The organism is Streptomyces sp. URMC 127 (assembly GCF_051386535.1).
Lineage (GTDB): Bacteria > Actinomycetota > Actinomycetes > Streptomycetales > Streptomycetaceae > Streptomyces.
The window spans coordinates 1-16,639 of the sequence record NZ_JBPQTW010000153.1; the positions used below are offsets into that span (position 1 = coordinate 1).

Here is a 16,639-nt window from a genome sequence, read left to right on the forward strand (position 1 = left end):
CCGGCGGGGCGCGGTGGTGCCCTGGCGTGTGGTGTAGCCGAAGGTGACGACCTCGTGGTCGCGGCAGGCGACGGCGAGGCCGGCCAGGAGGGCCGGGTCGGCCCGCGGCCCCCGCTCCTCCCAGGCGATGCCCGCGAGAGAGGCCTGGAGGGCGGCGACCTGGCCGCGCAGACGGCGGGGGAGGACCTGTTCGAGCTTGGCCAGGGCCCGCAGGGCGCTCTCCTCGATGCCGGACAGGCCACTGCCGGTGGCGGTGCGCAGGGCCACGGCGATGGCGACGGCCTCGGAGTCGTCGAGGAGGAGGGGCGGCAGGTCGGTGCCGGGCGCCAGACGGTAGCCGCCGGCGTGGCCGCGGGTGCTGTCCACGGGATAGCCCAGCTCGCGCAGCCGGTCGATGTCGCGGCGGACGGTGCGGACCGTCACCTCCAGGCGCTCGGCGAGATCGGCGCCGGACCACTCCCGGCGGGTCTGCAGCAGGGACAGCAGCCGCAGCATGCGGGCGGTCATGTCGCTCGTCATGAATTCCATGATGCCGGTGTCAAAGGACACCCCCTGTCCTGAAAGGACCCTACGGTGGAGACATCCGCACGGAGCAAAACGGGAGGTTCTCCATGAAAATTGCTGTTCTCGGTACCGGTGGCGGCGCCCGCGCCCACATCGCCAAGCTCGCCGCGCTCGGTCACGAGGTGCACGTCGGCACCCGCGACCCGGAGGCGACGCTGGCCCGTACGGAGCCCGACATGATGGGCACCCCGCCCTTCAAGGACTTCCTCGCCGAGCACCCCGGCATCGCGCTGCACACCTTCGGTGACGCCGCGGCCGCCTCCGACGGCCTGGTGATCAACGGCATCGACGGCCACAACGCCGTGGCGGCGCTCTCCGCCATCGCCGACCAGCTGGCGGGCAAGACGCTGATCGACTACGCGGTTCCGTTCGTCTACCAGCACACTCCGGAGCATCCCTGGCCGACGCCGTGGGGCATCATGCCGAAGCTGGAGCCGGTGGACACCGACAGCCTCGGCGAGCAGATCCAGCGCGCCCTGCCGCGCACCAAGGTCGTGAAGTCCTTCGTCACCCAGGAGCAGACCACCGTGGTCGATCCGGGCAGCGTCGGCGGCGGGGACCACACCATGTTCGTCGCGGGCGGCGACGCCGACGCCAAGCAGCAGGCCACCGAGTTGCTCAAGGCGTACGGCTGGTCCGACGTCCTCGACCTCGGCCCCCTCGTCTGCGCGCGCGGCATGGAGATGTACGCGCACATGCACTCCGCCATCGGCTTCGGGCTGGGTCAGCAGTTCGGCGGCCACTTCGGCATCAAGGTCGTCCGCTGACCCGTACGCAAGGAGACGTTCCCATGACTGACATCAGCCACGGCCACGGCCACGGCCGCAACGACACCGGGGCCGGCCTGTCCGGGAAGATCATGTGCCACGCCATGTGGGCCCGGGACGGGCGGCAGCTCGCCGACTTCTACGCCACCGCCCTCGGCACGAAGGTGTCCCGGACGTACCCGGACGGCAGCGGCGACGACGTCGCCTTCGCCTTCCACGTGAAGGGGGCGATGTACCTCTTCTACACGTCCGAGTCGTTCCAGGCGCCCTCCTGGCCCGAGGAGGAGCTGCCCTTCCACATGGACTTCTCCTTCCCCGACGTGGCGGCGGCGGAGAAGCGGCTGCTGGAGATGGGGGCCACCAAGCCGGACCACCAGCCCGGGGGAAAACACTGGACGGTGCTGCTCGACCCGTCCGGTCAGCCCTTTTGCATCCACGGGACGTACTGAGGCCAACCGTGCCGGCAGGCGGCCGCACCCGGGCTAGCCCTGAGTGCCGTTCTGGTCGACCGGGTACAGGCCGAGCTTGCCCTGGGGGTCGGCGGGGTTCGCGCCCTTGACGTCACCGACGTAGAGGCTGACGCGGGCCTTGTAGCGGTCGAGAGCGGCGCGGTCGCTCATGAACCGGCCGAGGCCCAGCGGGTTCATGTTGTCGTAGTCGAAGATGCCCTTGCGGCCGGCCGGGGCGGCGACGTCGGTACGGGCGCTCCAGCCGTAGGAGTTCTGCTGGTACTGCTTCGACAGGATCCAGCTCAGGTACAGCTTCGCGGCCGCCTTGTGCGGGGCGTCCTTGAGGATGGCGCCGGTCTGCGGCCAGGCCACCCACGGCGACTTCTCCGGGACGCTCGTCTTCGACAGGCCGCTGGAGCTGCCCGAGCTGCCGAAGTTCGCCACGTAGCCGTCCTTGCCGACCTGGGCGGAGGCGTCGGCGGTGCCGCGCACGAACTTGGGGTTCTGGGCGCGCAGCTTCTTCAGGTAGTCGAAGCCGTACTTGTCGGTGAGCTGCTTGAAGTAGTAGAGGACGGCGTCGTCGTCGTTCGGGTACGTGAAGACGAGCTTGTCCTTGAACTCGGGCTTGAGGAAGTCCTGGGCCTCGACGGGCGCGTTGTCGCCGAGGGTGGTGGCGGTGACGTTGGCGAAGCCGATGAAGAACAGGCCGGTGTAGTAGCCGTCCTTGTCCTTGATCTTGTCGTAGACCTTGTTCCAGCCGACGGGCTTGTACTGCTCGAGCGCGCCCTCCTTCTTCCAGCGCGGGAAGTCGTCGAGGGTCTGCAGGTGGACGACGTCGGCCACGACCTTGTGCTCGGCTATCTGGTTGTCGAGGCGCGCGTCGTGGTTCTTGCTGAAGTCGACGACGGTGTCGACCTTCATCTCGGGGAACTGCTTGAGGAACGCGTTCTTGAGGTAGTCGGCCTGGCCCGGCTTGTCGCCGCCGGCGTAGACGACCAGGCGTCCGCCCTCGGCCAGGGCGTCCTTGTACAGCTTCTGCAGCTGCTGGTCCTCGCTCGTGCCCGGCGAGACGGGGGAGGCGGAGGGAGCGGCAGCGGCGACGCCGGCTCCGCTCGCGGCGACGACGCCGAGGGCTATGGCTGCGGCCCAGGCCTTTCGGGTGGACTTCACGGCGACTCCTTCAGGGGGGAAGGCATGCGGATGCATACGTGGGGGAGGGCGAAAATCTTGAATGTTCAAGAAGATCGGAGTTCACTCTAGTCCCCGGCTGGTTGAATGTTCAAGAATGTAGCCGGATCTCATCGCGCCCTCTTCGCTCTGTGTGACGATGTCCGTACGCTGGCGGCATGGCAGCCGACTTCGGAACGTTACGGATCGCCGACGCGATCGAGGTCACCGCGCCGGACGGCGCCACCGTCCGGCCCCTGTGTTCCCTGCCCGGAACGGCGAGCTCGGCGCAGTTCGAGCTCGGACCGCAGCAGGTCTCCAAAGCCGTGTCGCACGCCAATGTCGAAGAGATCTGGTTCATCGCTGCCGGAGCCGGCGAGATGTGGAGGCGTCAGTACGGCAGGGAGGAGGTCACGGTGCTGGAGCCGGGGGTCTGCCTGACCATTCCCCTCGGCACCGCGTTCCAGTTCCGGGCCGGGTCCGGCGGGCTGCGCGCCTTCGCGGTGACGATTCCGCCGTGGCCGGACGACCCGGACGAAGCAAGGAGCGAAACCGGGCCCTGGTGACGGCCGCCTCTCGCGGCAGGCGGCGACCGCGCCCTCGCACAGCCGGCGCACGAGTGAGCGCAGCACTCCTCCCTCGGAGTGAACTGACCCAAATATCAAGGCACTTGACCGTCTCCTCTCGGCATCATGCTGTCCGGTTCACCCGGCGAGAGGGGGCCCCTTGGCGGCCTGGGCGCGCTCAGTCATCGGCATCACCCCCTTCGGGGAGCCGGACGCACGGCTCGCCGCCGCCGTCAGCAGAGCCGGTGGGCTCGGCGTCATCGACCTCGGAGCGGGCCGCGCACCCGCACGCGACGCCCTGGACCTCGCCCGGGCCTGGACCCCGGATGCCTTCGGCGTCCGCGTCCCGGCCGGCTGCGCCCTCCCGCCCGAGGAGTTGTACGCCTCCGGCGTCCCCGGCCCGCACGCCGTGGTCCTCGCCCCCGGCGCCCCGTGGGCCGCCGGCCGGTACCGCAGCGGCACGGTCGTCGCCGAAGCGCGCAGCCTGCGCGAAGCCCGTACGGCCGTGGAAGCCGGGGCGGCGGGCGTCGTCGCGCGGGGCAGCGAGTGCGGCGGTCCCGCCGGGGAGCTGTCCACGTACGTCCTGCTCCAGCAGCTCCTCGCCGACGACCGCGTGACCGTCCCCGTCTGGGCGTGCGGAGGGATCGGGCCGCACACGGCCGCCGCCGCCGTGATCGCGGGCGCCGCCGGAGTCGTCCTCGACGTCCAGCTCGCCCTCCTCGACGAGGCGGACACGCCGCCCGCCGTCGCCGCCGTCCTGCGCACCGCGGACGGCTCGGAGACCCGTACCGAGAGCGGATACCGCACCCTCGGCGTGCGGCGGCCGGGCCTGCCCGGCTCCCCGCACGGGCGGCCGCTGCCGCTCGGCCAGGACGCCTTCCTCGCCCGTCGCTTCGCGGGGGAGTACCGCACGGCGGCGGCCGCCGTCCGCGCCGTGCGCGACGGCATCGACCGGGCCGTACGCGACGGGAACGCCCCGGACACCTTGCGCTCCGGCTCCGCGATGAGCCGGGCCCTCGGCACCGCTCTGCCCGTCGCCCAGGGGCCGATGACCCGGGTCAGCGACCAGGCCGCATTCGCGGCGGCCGTCGCCGGCGCGGGCGGGCTGCCGTTCCTCGCCCTGGCCCTCGGCGGCGCCGAAGGCACCCGTACCCTGCTGGGACAGGCCCGCGCCCTGCTGGGGGAGCGCCCCTGGGGCGCCGGGATCCTCGGTTTCGCGCCCGAGGACGTCCGCGCGGCCCAGCTCGCGGCCGTACGGGAGCTCCGCCCCTCCCACGCGATCATCGCCGGCGGCCGGCCCGCGCAGGCCGCGGCCCTGGAGGAACACGGCATCCGCACGTTCCTGCACGTGCCCTCGCCCGGCCTGCTGGAGCAGTTCCTCGCGCAGGGCGCCCGGCGCTTCGTCTTCGAAGGCGCCGAGTGCGGCGGCCACATCGGGCCGCGCAACAGCTTCCCCCTGTGGGAGGCCCAGCTCGCCGTCCTGCACGACTTCATGAACGCTCACCCCGGCGGGCCGCATCCGGAAGTCCTCTTCGCCGGCGGCGTCCACGACGAGCGCTCCGCCGCCATGGTCGCCGCCCTCGCCTCCGGCATCGGCGCGCGCGGCGCCGCCACCGGCCTCCTCATGGGCACCGCCTACCTCTTCACCGAAGAAGCCGTCGGCAGCGGCGCCCTCCACCCCGTCTACCAGCGCCAAGCGCTCGCGGCCGAGCGGACCGCCGTCCTGCGCACCGGCCCCGGCCAGGCGACCCGCTGCCTGCCCAGCCCCTTCTGCCGCACCCACCGGGCGGTCCGCGACGAGCTGCGGGAGCGCGGCGTCCCCGACCGGAAGGCCCGGGAGGAGCTGGAGCGCCTGCACCTGGGGCGGCTGCGCATCGCCGCCAAGGGCATCGAGCGCACCGGCGACACCCTGGCCGGCGTCGACGAGCGGCGGCAGCTCGCCGAAGGCCTGTTCATGGCCGGCGAATCCGCCGTCCTGCGCACCGCCACCACCAGCATCGCCGCACTGCACCGCCAAGTGAGCGAAGAGGCAGCCGAGTTCTACGAACGCCGCGCCGCCGCACTGCTGCCCGCCGCCCCTCCCGGCACCGGGCGGCCACCCGCGCCCGAGCCGCTCGGCATCGCCGTCGTCGGCATGGCCTGCATGTTCCCCGACGCACCCGACCTGCCCGCCTTCTGGGCCGACGTGCTCGCGGGCACCGACGCCGTCACCGAGGTCCCGCCCGAGCGCTGGGACACCTCCCTCCACTTCGGACCGCAGGCCGCCGCACACGACCTCTCCTCATCACGGTGGGGCGGCTTCCTGCCCCGCATCCCCTTCGACCCGCTGCGCTACGGCATCCCCCCGGCCTCCCTGGCCGCGATCGACCCCGCCCAGCTCCTCGCGCTGGAAGCCGCCGGCCGGGCGCTGGCCGACGCCGGCTACGACCGCCGGGACTTCCCCCGCGACCGCACCTGCGTGATCTTCGGCGCCGAGACCGGCAACGACACCACGGACGCCGTGACCGTGCGCGCCGTCCTCCCCTCCTACCTCGGCCGGCTCCCCGACGAACTGGCCGCGCAGCTCCCCGCGCTGACCGAGGACTCCTTCCCGGGCATGCTCGCGAACGTCATCGCGGGCCGGATCGCCAACCGCTTCGGCCTCGGCGGCGCGAACTACACCGTGGACGCCGCCTGCGCCTCCTCCCTGGCCGCCCTCGACGCCGCCTGCAAGGAACTGCGCACGGGCAGCGCCGACGTCGCCCTGTGCGGCGGCGCCGACCTGCACAACGGCATCAAGGACTACCTGCTCTTCTCCTCGGTGCGCGCCCTCTCGCCGACCGGCCGCTGCCGCCCCTTCGACGCGGACGCCGACGGCACCACCCTCGGCGAGGGCATCGCCTGCGTGGTCCTCAAACGGCTCGCGGACGCCGAGCGCGACGGCGACCGCGTCTACGCCGTCATCGAGGCTATCGGCAGCTCCTCCGACGGACGCTCGCTCGGGCTGACCGCGCCCCGCCGCGAGGGACAGCGGACAGCACTGGAGCGGGCCTACGCCCAGGCCCGTATCCGGCCCGCCGAGGTGGGCCTCGTCGAGGCCCACGGCACGGGCACGGCCGTCGGTGACCGCACCGAACTGGCCGCCCTGACCGAGGTGTTCACCGAAGGGGGCGCGGCTCCCGGCGGATGCGTCCTGGGCTCGGTCAAATCCCAGATCGGGCACACCAAGTGCGCCGCGGGCCTGGCCGCTCTCATCAAGGCGGCCCTCGCGGTCCACACGGGCGTACGTCCGCCGACCCTGCACCTCAGCAGGCCCGCCCCCGGCTGGCAGCGGGACGAGAGCCCCTTCGTCTTCCACGACAAGGCGCTGCCGTGGGCCGCCGGGCGGCGGGTCGCGGGCGTGAGCGCGTTCGGCTTCGGCGGCACGAACTTCCACGCGGTGCTGCGGTCCCGGACGGCAGCCGCACCCCCGCGGTGCGGCCACGACGCCTGGCCCGCGGAGCTGTTCGTCCTGCGGTCCGCGGACGACGCCCGCGAACTGCTGCGGCTGACCGCGGTCAACGACCGGGCCGGGCGCCCCTGGCGGCTGCGCGACCTCGCCCTGACCGCCGCGCGGCGCACCGGCACGGGACGGGCCGGCGCGGCCGTGGTGGCGACATCGCTCGACACACTGCCGGAGCTGCTGCGGGCGGTGGTGACCGGAGAGCGGAGGCCGGGAGTGTTCCTGGCGGACCAGGCCGGGCCGCCGGCCGCCCCCGCCGGGAAGGTCGCCCTCCTCTTCCCCGGCCAGGGCAGCCAGCGGCCCGGCATGTTCGCCGAGCTCTTCACCGCCTTCCCCGGCACACAGCGCCACCTGCACCGTGCCCCGGCCGACGTGCTCTTCCCGCCCGCCGCCTTCGACACCGCGACCCGGCAGGCGCAGCGGGCCCGGCTCGCCGACACCCGGTACGCCCAGCCCGCCCTCGCGGCGGTGTGCTCGGCCGCCCACGACGTCCTGCGGATGCTCGGCGTACGCGCCGACATGACGGCCGGCCACTCCTACGGCGAACTCGTCGCCCTCGGCGCGGCGGGCGCCCTCAGCCCGGAAGCGGTGGCCGAGCTCAGCACCGCCCGCGCCGAAGCCGTCGCCGAGGCGGCGCAGAGCACGCCGGGCACCATGGCCGCCGTCGCCGCGGCGCCGGACAAGACCGAAGTGATGCTCGCCGCCGCAGGCCTGACCGGCCGCGTGGTCGTCGCCTGCCACAACGCCCCCGCACAGAGCGTCGTCTCCGGGTCCGAAGACGACATCGAACGGGCCCTCGCCGCCGCCGCGGACACCGGCATCGACGCGCAGCGTCTCCCCGCCACCTGCGCGTTCCACAGTCCGCTCGTCGCGCAGGCCGCCGGACCGTTCGCCGAGGCGCTCGCCCGCTGCCCGGTCCGTACGCCCGACATCCCCGTCTGGTCCAACGCCACGGCTGAACGCTACGGCGGGGATCCCGAGGACGTACGGGAGCTGCTCGCCGAGCAGATCGCCGCGCCCGTACGGTTCTGCGAGCAGATCGAGGCGATGTACGCGGCCGGGGCGCGCGTCTTCGTCGAAGCCGGACCCGGCACGGTGCTCACCGGGCTGGTCCGGAACATTCTCGGCGAACGGCCGCACGTGGCCGTGCCGTTCGAACCGTCCCCCGACTCCGGGCTGGCCGGGCACCTCCGGGCGCTGGCCCGGCTCGCGGTGGCCGGGGTGCCGGTGGAGGCGGAGCGGCTGTTCGCCGGGCGCGACGCGTGCCTCGCCGATCCGGAAGCGGTCCCGGAACGGCCGGGCTGGACGGTCGACGGCCACCTCGTCCGCACCGCCGACGGGGAGCCGCTGCCCGGTGGGCTGCAACCGGCCCGCAGGCTAGCGCCTCTCGCCCTGCCCGGTCCGCGGGCGGGCAGCGACCCGGACCTGCTCACCGCGTTCCTCCGCAGCAGCCGCGAGATGGTGGCGGCACAGCGGGACGTCCTGCTGGCGTACTTCGGCGCCGCGAGCGCCCCCGCCGCGCCCGCGGACGCGCCGGAGCCGCTGCCCGTCCCCGAGGCGGACGGCGGCAAGGACCCGGATCCCGCTCCTGCGCCGGAGGACCCCGGCACGGTGCCGGACGTGCTGAGCACGATCCGGGCGGTCATCAGCGAACGCACGGGCTACCCCGTGGACCTGGTCGAGCCCGGCCTCGACCTGGAGGCCGACCTGAGCATCGACTCGATCAAGCGGACCGAGATCGTCGGAGAGCTCGGGCGGCGGCTCACGGGCGCCGCGGGGCGCAGCCCCCGGACGTGGACGGACAGCAGGCTGGAAGAGCTCCTGCAGGCCCGCACGGCCGCGGAGCTCGCGGAGCGGCTGACGGCTCCCGGCTCCGGCGGAGCCACCGATTCCCGCGAGGCCGCCGGTTTCCGCGAGCCCCTCGATCCCGGGCAGCGCCCGCTCGGCGACGGCCCCTCGGAAGGCCCGCCGCACGACGTGCCCGTATCCGCCGCGCCCGAGCGGTACCTGCTGCGGGAAGCACCGCTCGCCCCCGCACCCGAGCCCTGCGGTACGGCCCTGCACGGCCGGCGTTTCCTCGTCCTGGGCCCGGACACCCCCGTCGTCCGGGCCGTCGTCAGCCGTCTCGGCGCGCTGGGAGCCGTGGCCGCCCGGTCGGGCGGCGATGTGGCTGGGGCCGGGGCGGGGGGCGACGCGGACGTCCCGCCCGGCCCGCTGGACGGAGCGCTTCACCTCGCAGCGCTCGCCGACGCCGCCGGGCCGGTGCTGCCCGCCGGATTCCCCTGGTTCCAGGCCGTGCTGAGGCGCGCCCCGCAGTGGCTGCTGTGCGCGCGCCCGGCCGGGGAGCACACGGGCACGGCGGGGCTGGGCGGGTTCTTCCGCACGGTCGCACGCGAATACCCCGGCACGCTCGCCCGCGTGGTCTCCCTCGGCACGGACCGCCCCGCCGCCGCCCTCGCCGACGCCGTCGTGGGCGAGCTCCTCGCCCCGGACCGGGCTCCGGTGGTCCGGCACGCCCCCGACGGCAGCCGGTCGGGCAGCGAGCTCTACCGGGCCCCGCTGGAGGCGCCCGAGGGCGCCGACGCGCTCGCCGCGGGGCTCGGGCCCGGGACCGTCGCCGTCCTCGCGGGCGGCGCCCGCGGCATCACGGCCCGCCTCGCGGTCACCCTCGCCGCCGCGGGCTGCCGCGTGGAGCTCCTCGGCCGTACGGAACCGCCCGGCAGCCCCGAACCGCCCGGCCTCGCCGGCGCCGCGGACAAGGCGGCCCTGTGCGCCGCGCTCGCCGCGCACGGCCGCCGCGCACCCGGCGACATCGAACGGGAGGCCCGCCGCATCCTCGCCCGGCGCGAAGTGGCCGCGACCCTCGCCGCGATCGAAGCGGCCGGCGGCCGGGCGCGCTACCACCGCCTCGACCTGCGGGACACCGACGCCGTACGCCGCGCCGTCGAGGACATCCACGCCGGCCACGGGCGCATCGACGCCGTCGTCCACGCGGCGGGCGTCATCGAGGACCGGCTGCTCTCCGACAAGGAGCCCGGCTCCTTCGACCGCGTCCACGGCACCAAGGCGGACGGCGCCCGCGCCCTGCTCGCCGCACTGCGCGGCCTGCCCGGGCCCCCGCCGCTCACCGTCCTGTTCGGCTCCGTCGCCGCCGTCCTCGGCAACCGCGGCCAGAGCGACTACAGCGCCGCCAACGACGCCCTCGCCACCCTCGGACGGCAGTGGCGCCGGGCCACCGGAGGCCGCGCCCTGACCGTCCACTGGGGCCCCTGGGCGCCCGACCCGCGCCACCCCGGCATGGTCGGCCCCGCACTCGCCCGCGAACTCGCCCGGCGCGGCCTCGCCCTGATCGACCCCGAGCAAGGCGTACGGGCACTGCTGCGCGAACTCGCCCACGGCGACCCCGGCACCGACGAGGTCGTGCTCACCGCGCCGGGGCGGCTGCCGTGACGGCGGGGCACGAACCCGTCGCCGTCGTCGGCATGGCCGTCACCCTGCCCGGCGCGCCCGACCTGGACACGTACTGGCACAACATCACCACCGGCGTCGACGCCGTTTCCGACGTCCCGCCCGGACGCCTCGACCCCGAACGCCTCCGGCCCGGCGCCGTCTACTGCCGTCGCGGCGGCTTCGTCGACGGCTGCGCCGACTTCGACCCGGCCGCCTTCGGCATCATGCCCGCGGCGGCCCGCACCACCGAACCCGACCAGCTCATCGCACTGCGCACGGCCGCCGCGGCCGTCGCCGACGCGGGCGGGACCCTGCCCGCGGACCGCACCCGCGCCGGCGTCGTCCTCGGCCGCGGCGGCTACCTCACCGCCGGACTGGCCCGCCTCGACCAGCGGGTGCGCACCTCGCCCCAGCTCATCCGCACCCTGCGGGAGATCCTGCCCGGACTGGACGGCGAACGGCTCGACCAGCTGCGCACGGCCTTCCTCGACGCGCTCGGCCCGCACAGCCCCGAGTCCGGGATCGGCCTCGTCCCCAGCTTCGCCGCCTCCCGCGTCGCCAACCGCCTCGACCTGCGCGGCCCCGCCTACACCGTCGACGCGGCCTGCGCCTCCTCCCTGGTCGCCGTCGACCACGCCGCCGGGGAGCTGGCGCGCGGCCGGTGCGACGTGATGCTCGCGGGCGGCGTGCACCACTGCCACGACGTCACCCTGTGGAGCGTCTTCGCGGACCTGGGCGCCCTGTCACCGTCCCAGCGCATCCGGCCCTTCCACCGAGACGCCGACGGGGTGCTCCTCGGCGAAGGCACGGGCATCCTCGTGCTCAAACGACTCACCGACGCGCAGCGCGCCGGGGACCGGATCTACGCACTCGTCCGCGCCGTGGGCATCGCCTCCGACGGGCGCGCCGCCTCCCTGGTCACCCCCGACCCCGCGGGTCAGGCGCACGCCGTCCGGCTCGCCTGGGCGGCGGCGGGCCTGGACCCCGCGGCCCCCGGAGCGCTCGGACTCCTCGAAGCCCACGGCACGGGCACGCCCCGCGGCGACCGGGCGGAGATGGCCGTGCTGGCCGAGGTGTTCGGCCGCGGCACCGGTCCGGACGCCGTCATCGGCTCCGTGAAGTCGATGATCGGGCACACCATGCCCGCCGCGGGCGCGGCGGGCATGATCAAGGCGGCGCTGGCGATCCACCACCGCGTCCTGCCGCCGACCCTGCACTGCGACGTGCCGCACCCCGCGCTGCTGGAGACCCGCTTCCGCCCGGCGCACACCGCCCGCCCCTGGGAGGCCGGCGTACGGCGGGCCGCGGTCAACGCGTTCGGCTTCGGCGGGATCAACGCCCATGCGGTGCTGGAGGAACCGCCCGCATCCACCACCCCTTTTCCCACGCGTACGCCCCGGGCCCACGTCACCGAACGCGAACCGCTGCTGCGCCTCGCGGCCCCCGGCCCCGAGGCTCTGGCCGGGCTGCTCGACGCCGGCGACACGGCCCTGCGCCACGGCGCGGGGGCAACGGGGCACGGGCCGTGCCGGCTGGCGATCGCCGGCCCGGACGCCAGGAAGCTCGCCCTGGCCCGCAAGGCAGTGGCCCGCGGGCGGCTGTGGGGCGGGCGCGGCGACGTGTGGTTCGCACCGGCCCCGCTCCTCGGGACCGGCGGCGGACGCACCGTGTTCCTCTTCCCCGGCCTGGAGGCCGGATGCGCTCCCGGAGCGGACGACATCGCCGCCCACTTCGGACTGGAGCCGCCCCCGCCCCCGCCCCCGGCCCGGCAGGGCCGGGCCGGGGACCTCGCCGGCCGCACCGTCGCCCTCGTCGGTGCCGGCCGGCTGCTGGCGGCCGCTCTGGAGCGCATCGCCGTCCGTCCGGACGCCCTCGCGGGCCACAGCGCGGGCGAATGGACCGCGATGGCCGTCGCCGGGATGTTCGGTTCGGACGATCCGGGGGAAGCGCTGGCCGAAGCCGTCGTACGGGGGATGAGGCTGCCCCCGCTCGCCTTCCTGGTCCTCGGAACCTCCGCCGCACGGGCCGAGGCGGTGCTTCCCGGCTACCCCGGCGTCGCCCTCTCTCACGACGACGCCCCGCACCAGTGCGTCGTCTGCGGCCCGCGGGAACAGATCGAAGCCCTCGCGGCCCGCCTGCGCGGCGACGGCGTCCTCGGCCGCGTCCTGCCCTTCGAATCCGGCTTCCACACCCCCATGCTCGCCCCGCACCTCCTCCCCCTGAGGAAGCTGATGCGCCGCGCCGTCGTGGGAGCCGCCACGACACCGGTGTGGTCCGGCACGGTGGCGGCGCCCTTCCCGGACGACGAGGCCGCCATCCGGGACCTGTTCTTCCGCCACCTCCTCGAACCGGTCCGCTTCCGCCGGCTGACCGAGGCCTTGTACGAGGCGGGTTTCCGGGCCTTCGTCCAGCTCGGCGCCGGACAGCTCCCCGCCCTGGTCGGCGACACCCTGGGCAGCCGTGCCCACGTGGCCCTCACCGCTGCCTCGCCGCGCCGCAACGGCCCGGCCCAGCTCGGCCGGGTCGCCGCGGGCCTCTGGGCGTTCGGCGCCGAACCGGACTTTACCGCGCTCGCGGCACCCCGCACGGCGATGCGCATCGACCTCGGCGCGGGGCCGGTCTCCCTGGCACCGGCGGCCCGCGAACGGCTGCGGGCCTTGCTGAGCGGGCCGAACACGAGCGGTGCGCAGCAGGGCGGCACGGCCCCCGGCGGGAGGGATCCGAGCGGGCCGGAGGGAACCGCCGCCACCCCGCTGCGGGCCCTCGCCCGCCACCACCCGGCCGCTGCCGAACTGGACGCGCTCCTCACCGAGACGGCCGCCACGGCCGCCACCCTCTTCGCCGCCGCCGGGGCCACCGCCCGGCCGGTTCACCGCCCCGCCGGCGCCGCCGCGGAGGCTTCCCGGGCAGCCCTGGTGAAGACCGTCGAGGTCGACGTGGCCCGCATGCCGTACCTCCTCGACCACTGCTTCTACCGGCAGCGCCCTGGCTGGCCCGACCTCGCCGACCGCCGGCCCGTCGTCCCCGCCACCACGATCGTCCAGCTCATGACGGACGCCGCCGGTGCCGCCGGAACACCCGTCGCCGTACGGGACGCCCGCTTCCTCGCATGGGCCGTCGCCGCGCCGCCCGTGACCGTGCAGCTCACGGTCACCGCCGGGCAGAACGGCCGGCACCGGGCCGAGTTCGGCCGGTACGCGCGCGCCGACGTGCACATCGCCCGCGCCTACCCCGCCCCACCCGCCCCTTGGGCACTCGACCGGCCCGAGAGCCCGCCCGCGGTCTCCGCGCGGGAGATGTACGAGCGGCGGTGGATGTTCCACGGCCCGCGCTTCCAAGGGGTCACCGCCGTCACCGCGCTCGGCGAGCGGCACGTCCGGGGAGTCCTCACAACTCCCGCCGCCCCCGGCGCCCTCCTGGACAGCGCCGGGCAACTGCTCGGCTACTGGCTGATGGCCACCCGTACCGAACGCACCGTGGTGCTCCCCGTGGGCATCCGCCGCGTGGACTTCTACGGGCCGCCCCCCGCCCCCGGCTCCCGCGTCGAGTGCCACGTCCGCATCACCGGACTCGACGCGACCGCCCTGGAGGCCGACGTCCAGCTCACGCACGACGGCCGTGTGTGGGCCGAGGTGCGCGGCTGGCGGGACCGCCGGTTCGACTCGGCACCCGGGTCGGTCGAGGCCGTCCGTCACCCGGAGCGATGCACCTTCTCCGTCCGGCAGCAGGGTGGCTGGCAGCTCCTCTTCGACCACTGGCCCGACCCGGCCTCCCTGGAGCTGATGATGCACGGTCAGCTCGCCGGGCAGGAGCGGGCCGCGTACGCCGGGCACCCCCCGCGCGGCAGGAGGGCCTGGCTCCTCGGCCGGATCGCGGCCAAGGACGCGGTGCGCCGGCACCTCTGGGACCGGGGTGCGGGTCCGGTCTTCCCCGGTGAGGTCCGGGTGCGCAACGAGCCCGGCGGGCGCCCCCGCCCGGAAGGCGTGCACGGGCGCGAGCTGCCCCCGCTGGAACTGTCCCTCGCTCACTGCCGCGAGGCGGCCGTCGCGCTCGTCCGGCCCGGCGGCACGCCCGCCGGCATCGACATCGAGGAGATCACCGACCGGCCGGACACCACCCCCGCCATGGTGCTGGGCCCCGGCGAAGACGCCCTGTTCGAACGGCTCGGAGCGGGGCCCGAGGCGCTGACCAGGCTGTGGGCGGCCAAGGAGGCGGCGGCCAAGGCCGAGGGGACGGGACTGCACGGCAACCCCCGTGGCTTCGTCGTGACGCTGTCCGCGGGCCCGGGCGATGCGGACGCCTTCGACGTCCGTACGCCGTCGGGCCGTTCCCACTCCGTCCGCCTCACCCGGACCGGCAACCCGCCCGGACTGCCGCCGAGGGACTACATCGTCGCCTGGACCGGCGAAGACGGCGGCCGCGCCGGCCGGGCCCCGGCATCCGAGAAAGGGCAGCAGCCATGACCAATCGTGTTGAAGAAGCCGGTGTCGAAGAAGCCGGGGAGGCCGCCGTACTGGCCCGGATCACCAAGGCCCTGGACACCGTGCTCGGCGACTGCGCGCCGGACCCCGGCGCCGTCACCATGGAGACCCGCTTCGTGGAGGACCTGGACCTGGAGTCCATCGACCTGGTCGTCCTCACCGGAGACCTGCGCGCCGCCTACGGAGACCGCGTGGACTTCCCGGGCTACTTCGCCTCCCTCGAACTCTCCGAGATCATCGGCCTCACGGTCGGACACCTCGTGCGCCACGTCGTGGAGTCCCTGCGGTGACGTCGCTCCGGGCGGGACAGGTCCGGCTGAACGTCGAGCGGCTGGGCGATCCCGGCGCCCCCGGCCGGCCCCCCGTGGTGCTCGTCCACGGCATGGGACCCGACAGCCTCGCCGACTACTACTTCACCATTGCCGCCGGGATCGCGGCCGCCGGGCACAGCGTCGTGATGTACGACCAGCGCGGCCACGGCCGCAGCGAAAGGCCGGCCACCGGATACCGGCTGGAGGACTTCGGCGCCGATCTCCGCAACCTCCTCGACGCCCTGGGCATCGACCACCCCGCCGTCCTCGTCGGGAACAGCTTCGGGGGAGCGGTCGCGGCCGACTTCGCCGTACGCCATCCGCACCGCGTCTCCAGGATCCTGCTGATCGAGTCGGCGCCGCCCGTCGGCGACTGGCCGCAGCGTATGAGCGGGTTCCTCTCGCGCTGCGCGGAGACGTTCCGCGACGCGCAGGCAACCGGCCGGCTGGAGAAGGAACACGGGCGGCTCGCGGCCCGGCTGGCCCGGCGCACCCGCCCCTTGCTGGAGGAGACCACCCTGATCGCGGACATCGCGACCGGACCCATTCCCGGCGAGAACGGCCTACGCTCCCTCGCGCTGCCGGTCCTCGCCCTCTACGGCGGGGACTCCTCCGTCGCCGCATCGGCTCCGGTGCTGCAGAACCTGCTGCCGTACTGCCGCACCGTCGTCGTCCCCGGTCAGGGACACACCCTGCTCGTCGACGCGCCCCGGACGGTCGGCGCCCTGCTGCTCGACTGGCTGCGCGAGGACCCCGGCCGGCCGCCGCGGGCGACGGCCCGGACGCGTACGCGTACGCCATGAGCCGGTTCCTCTTCGTCGTCCCGCCGCTGACCGGCCACATCAACCCGGCGGCCGCGGTCGCCGCCGAGCTGACCGCGCGCGGCCACCGCGTCGCCTGGGCCGGAGTCCCCGGCCTCGTACGGGAAGCAGCCGGGCAGGACGCGGAGGTGTATCCCTGCGCGGTCCCGGAAGGGCTGCGGCGACCGCCCGGGCTGCGCGGGGCCGCGGCGCTGCGCTTCCTGTGGCAGGACGTCCTCGTCCCGCTGGCCGAGGCGATGACCCCGGGCACACGCAACGCGGTCCGGGCATTCCGCCCGGACGTCCTCGTCGCCGATCAGCAGGCCCTCGCGGGAGCCCTGGCCGCCGAGCGGCTCGGTGTGCGCTGGGCGACCTCGGCCACCACCCCGGCCGAGGTCGGCGGGGCCGCCGCCGCGCTGCCCAAGGCGGAGGAGTGGATCCGTGGCCTGCTGGGTCGGCTGCGCGAGCGGTTCGGCGACCCCGGAGCGGAGCACGACCTGCGCTTTTCTCCCGGGCTCGTGCTCGCCTACACCGTCGCGGAGCTGGCCGCCGGGCACGTCCCCCGCCCCCAGCTGCGGTGGGTGGGCCCCGCCGTCCCCGCGC

Annotated in this window: 9 protein-coding genes and 1 pseudogene; 8 read left to right on the forward strand and 2 right to left on the reverse strand. The window is 75.1% G+C overall.

Translation table 11 applies throughout. From position 1 onward, the window contains the following. The coding region (locus ACSNOH_RS25035; RefSeq protein WP_436723677.1) for a helix-turn-helix transcriptional regulator at positions 1-519 on the reverse strand (519 nt) is incomplete at its 3' end. 92 nt (positions 520-611) lie between these two features. Here ACSNOH_RS25035 and ACSNOH_RS25040 point away from each other — a divergent pair. Next, on the forward strand, positions 612-1,331 hold the full coding sequence (locus ACSNOH_RS25040) for an NADPH-dependent F420 reductase (protein WP_436723678.1): 720 nt from the start codon (positions 612-614) through the stop codon (positions 1,329-1,331). Between the two features lie 23 nt (positions 1,332-1,354). Next, on the forward strand, positions 1,355-1,780 hold the full coding sequence (locus ACSNOH_RS25045) for a VOC family protein (RefSeq protein WP_436723679.1): 426 nt from the start codon (positions 1,355-1,357) through the stop codon (positions 1,778-1,780). A gap of 33 nt (positions 1,781-1,813) precedes the next feature. Here ACSNOH_RS25045 and ACSNOH_RS25050 read toward each other — a convergent pair whose 3' ends face one another. Further along, positions 1,814-2,950 (reverse strand): ABC transporter substrate-binding protein, encoded by a 1,137-nt coding sequence (locus ACSNOH_RS25050; protein WP_436723680.1) that lies wholly within the window; start codon positions 2,948-2,950, stop codon positions 1,814-1,816. A 176-nt stretch (positions 2,951-3,126) separates the two neighbouring features. On the opposite strand from ACSNOH_RS25050, the gene ACSNOH_RS25055 reads away from it, so the two are divergent. The 6 genes and pseudogenes from ACSNOH_RS25055 to ACSNOH_RS25080 all read left to right on the forward strand — a co-directional run. Beyond that, entirely contained in the window at positions 3,127-3,513 is a 387-nt protein-coding gene (locus ACSNOH_RS25055) for a cupin domain-containing protein (RefSeq protein WP_436723681.1), read from the forward strand. A 160-nt stretch (positions 3,514-3,673) separates the two neighbouring features. After that, entirely contained in the window at positions 3,674-10,444 is a 6,771-nt protein-coding gene (locus ACSNOH_RS25060) for an SDR family NAD(P)-dependent oxidoreductase (RefSeq protein WP_436723682.1), read from the forward strand. Continuing rightward, entirely contained in the window at positions 10,441-14,907 is a 4,467-nt protein-coding gene (locus ACSNOH_RS25065) for a beta-ketoacyl synthase N-terminal-like domain-containing protein (RefSeq protein WP_436723683.1), read from the forward strand. The genes ACSNOH_RS25060 and ACSNOH_RS25065 overlap by 4 nt, the downstream gene beginning before the upstream one ends. Then, positions 14,904-15,215 carry an acyl carrier protein gene (locus ACSNOH_RS25070; protein WP_436723684.1) on the forward strand — a complete coding sequence of 104 codons (312 nt, stop codon included), beginning with the start codon at positions 14,904-14,906 and terminating at the stop codon, positions 15,213-15,215. Before ACSNOH_RS25065 ends, ACSNOH_RS25070 begins: the two co-directional genes overlap by 4 nt. Continuing rightward, positions 15,212-16,039, forward strand: a complete 828-nt coding sequence (locus ACSNOH_RS25075) for an alpha/beta fold hydrolase (RefSeq protein WP_436723685.1) — start codon at positions 15,212-15,214, stop codon at positions 16,037-16,039. Before ACSNOH_RS25070 ends, ACSNOH_RS25075 begins: the two co-directional genes overlap by 4 nt. Then, positions 16,036-16,639 (forward strand): annotated as a pseudogene (locus tag ACSNOH_RS25080) (glycosyltransferase); the annotation flags it as partial. The gene ACSNOH_RS25075 and the pseudogene ACSNOH_RS25080, both read left to right, overlap by 4 nt.

Excerpts from the sequence above, each read along its gene's own strand:
- ACSNOH_RS25040 (WP_436723678.1), top strand. The coding sequence starts at position 612 with ATGAAAATTGCTGTTCTCGGTACCGGTGGCGGCGCCCGCGCCCACATC.
- ACSNOH_RS25045 (WP_436723679.1), top strand. The coding sequence starts at position 1,355 with ATGACTGACATCAGCCACGGCCACGGCCACGGCCGCAACGACACCGGG.
- ACSNOH_RS25055 (WP_436723681.1), top strand. The coding sequence starts at position 3,127 with ATGGCAGCCGACTTCGGAACGTTACGGATCGCCGACGCGATCGAGGTC.
- ACSNOH_RS25070 (WP_436723684.1), top strand. The coding sequence starts at position 14,904 with ATGACCAATCGTGTTGAAGAAGCCGGTGTCGAAGAAGCCGGGGAGGCC.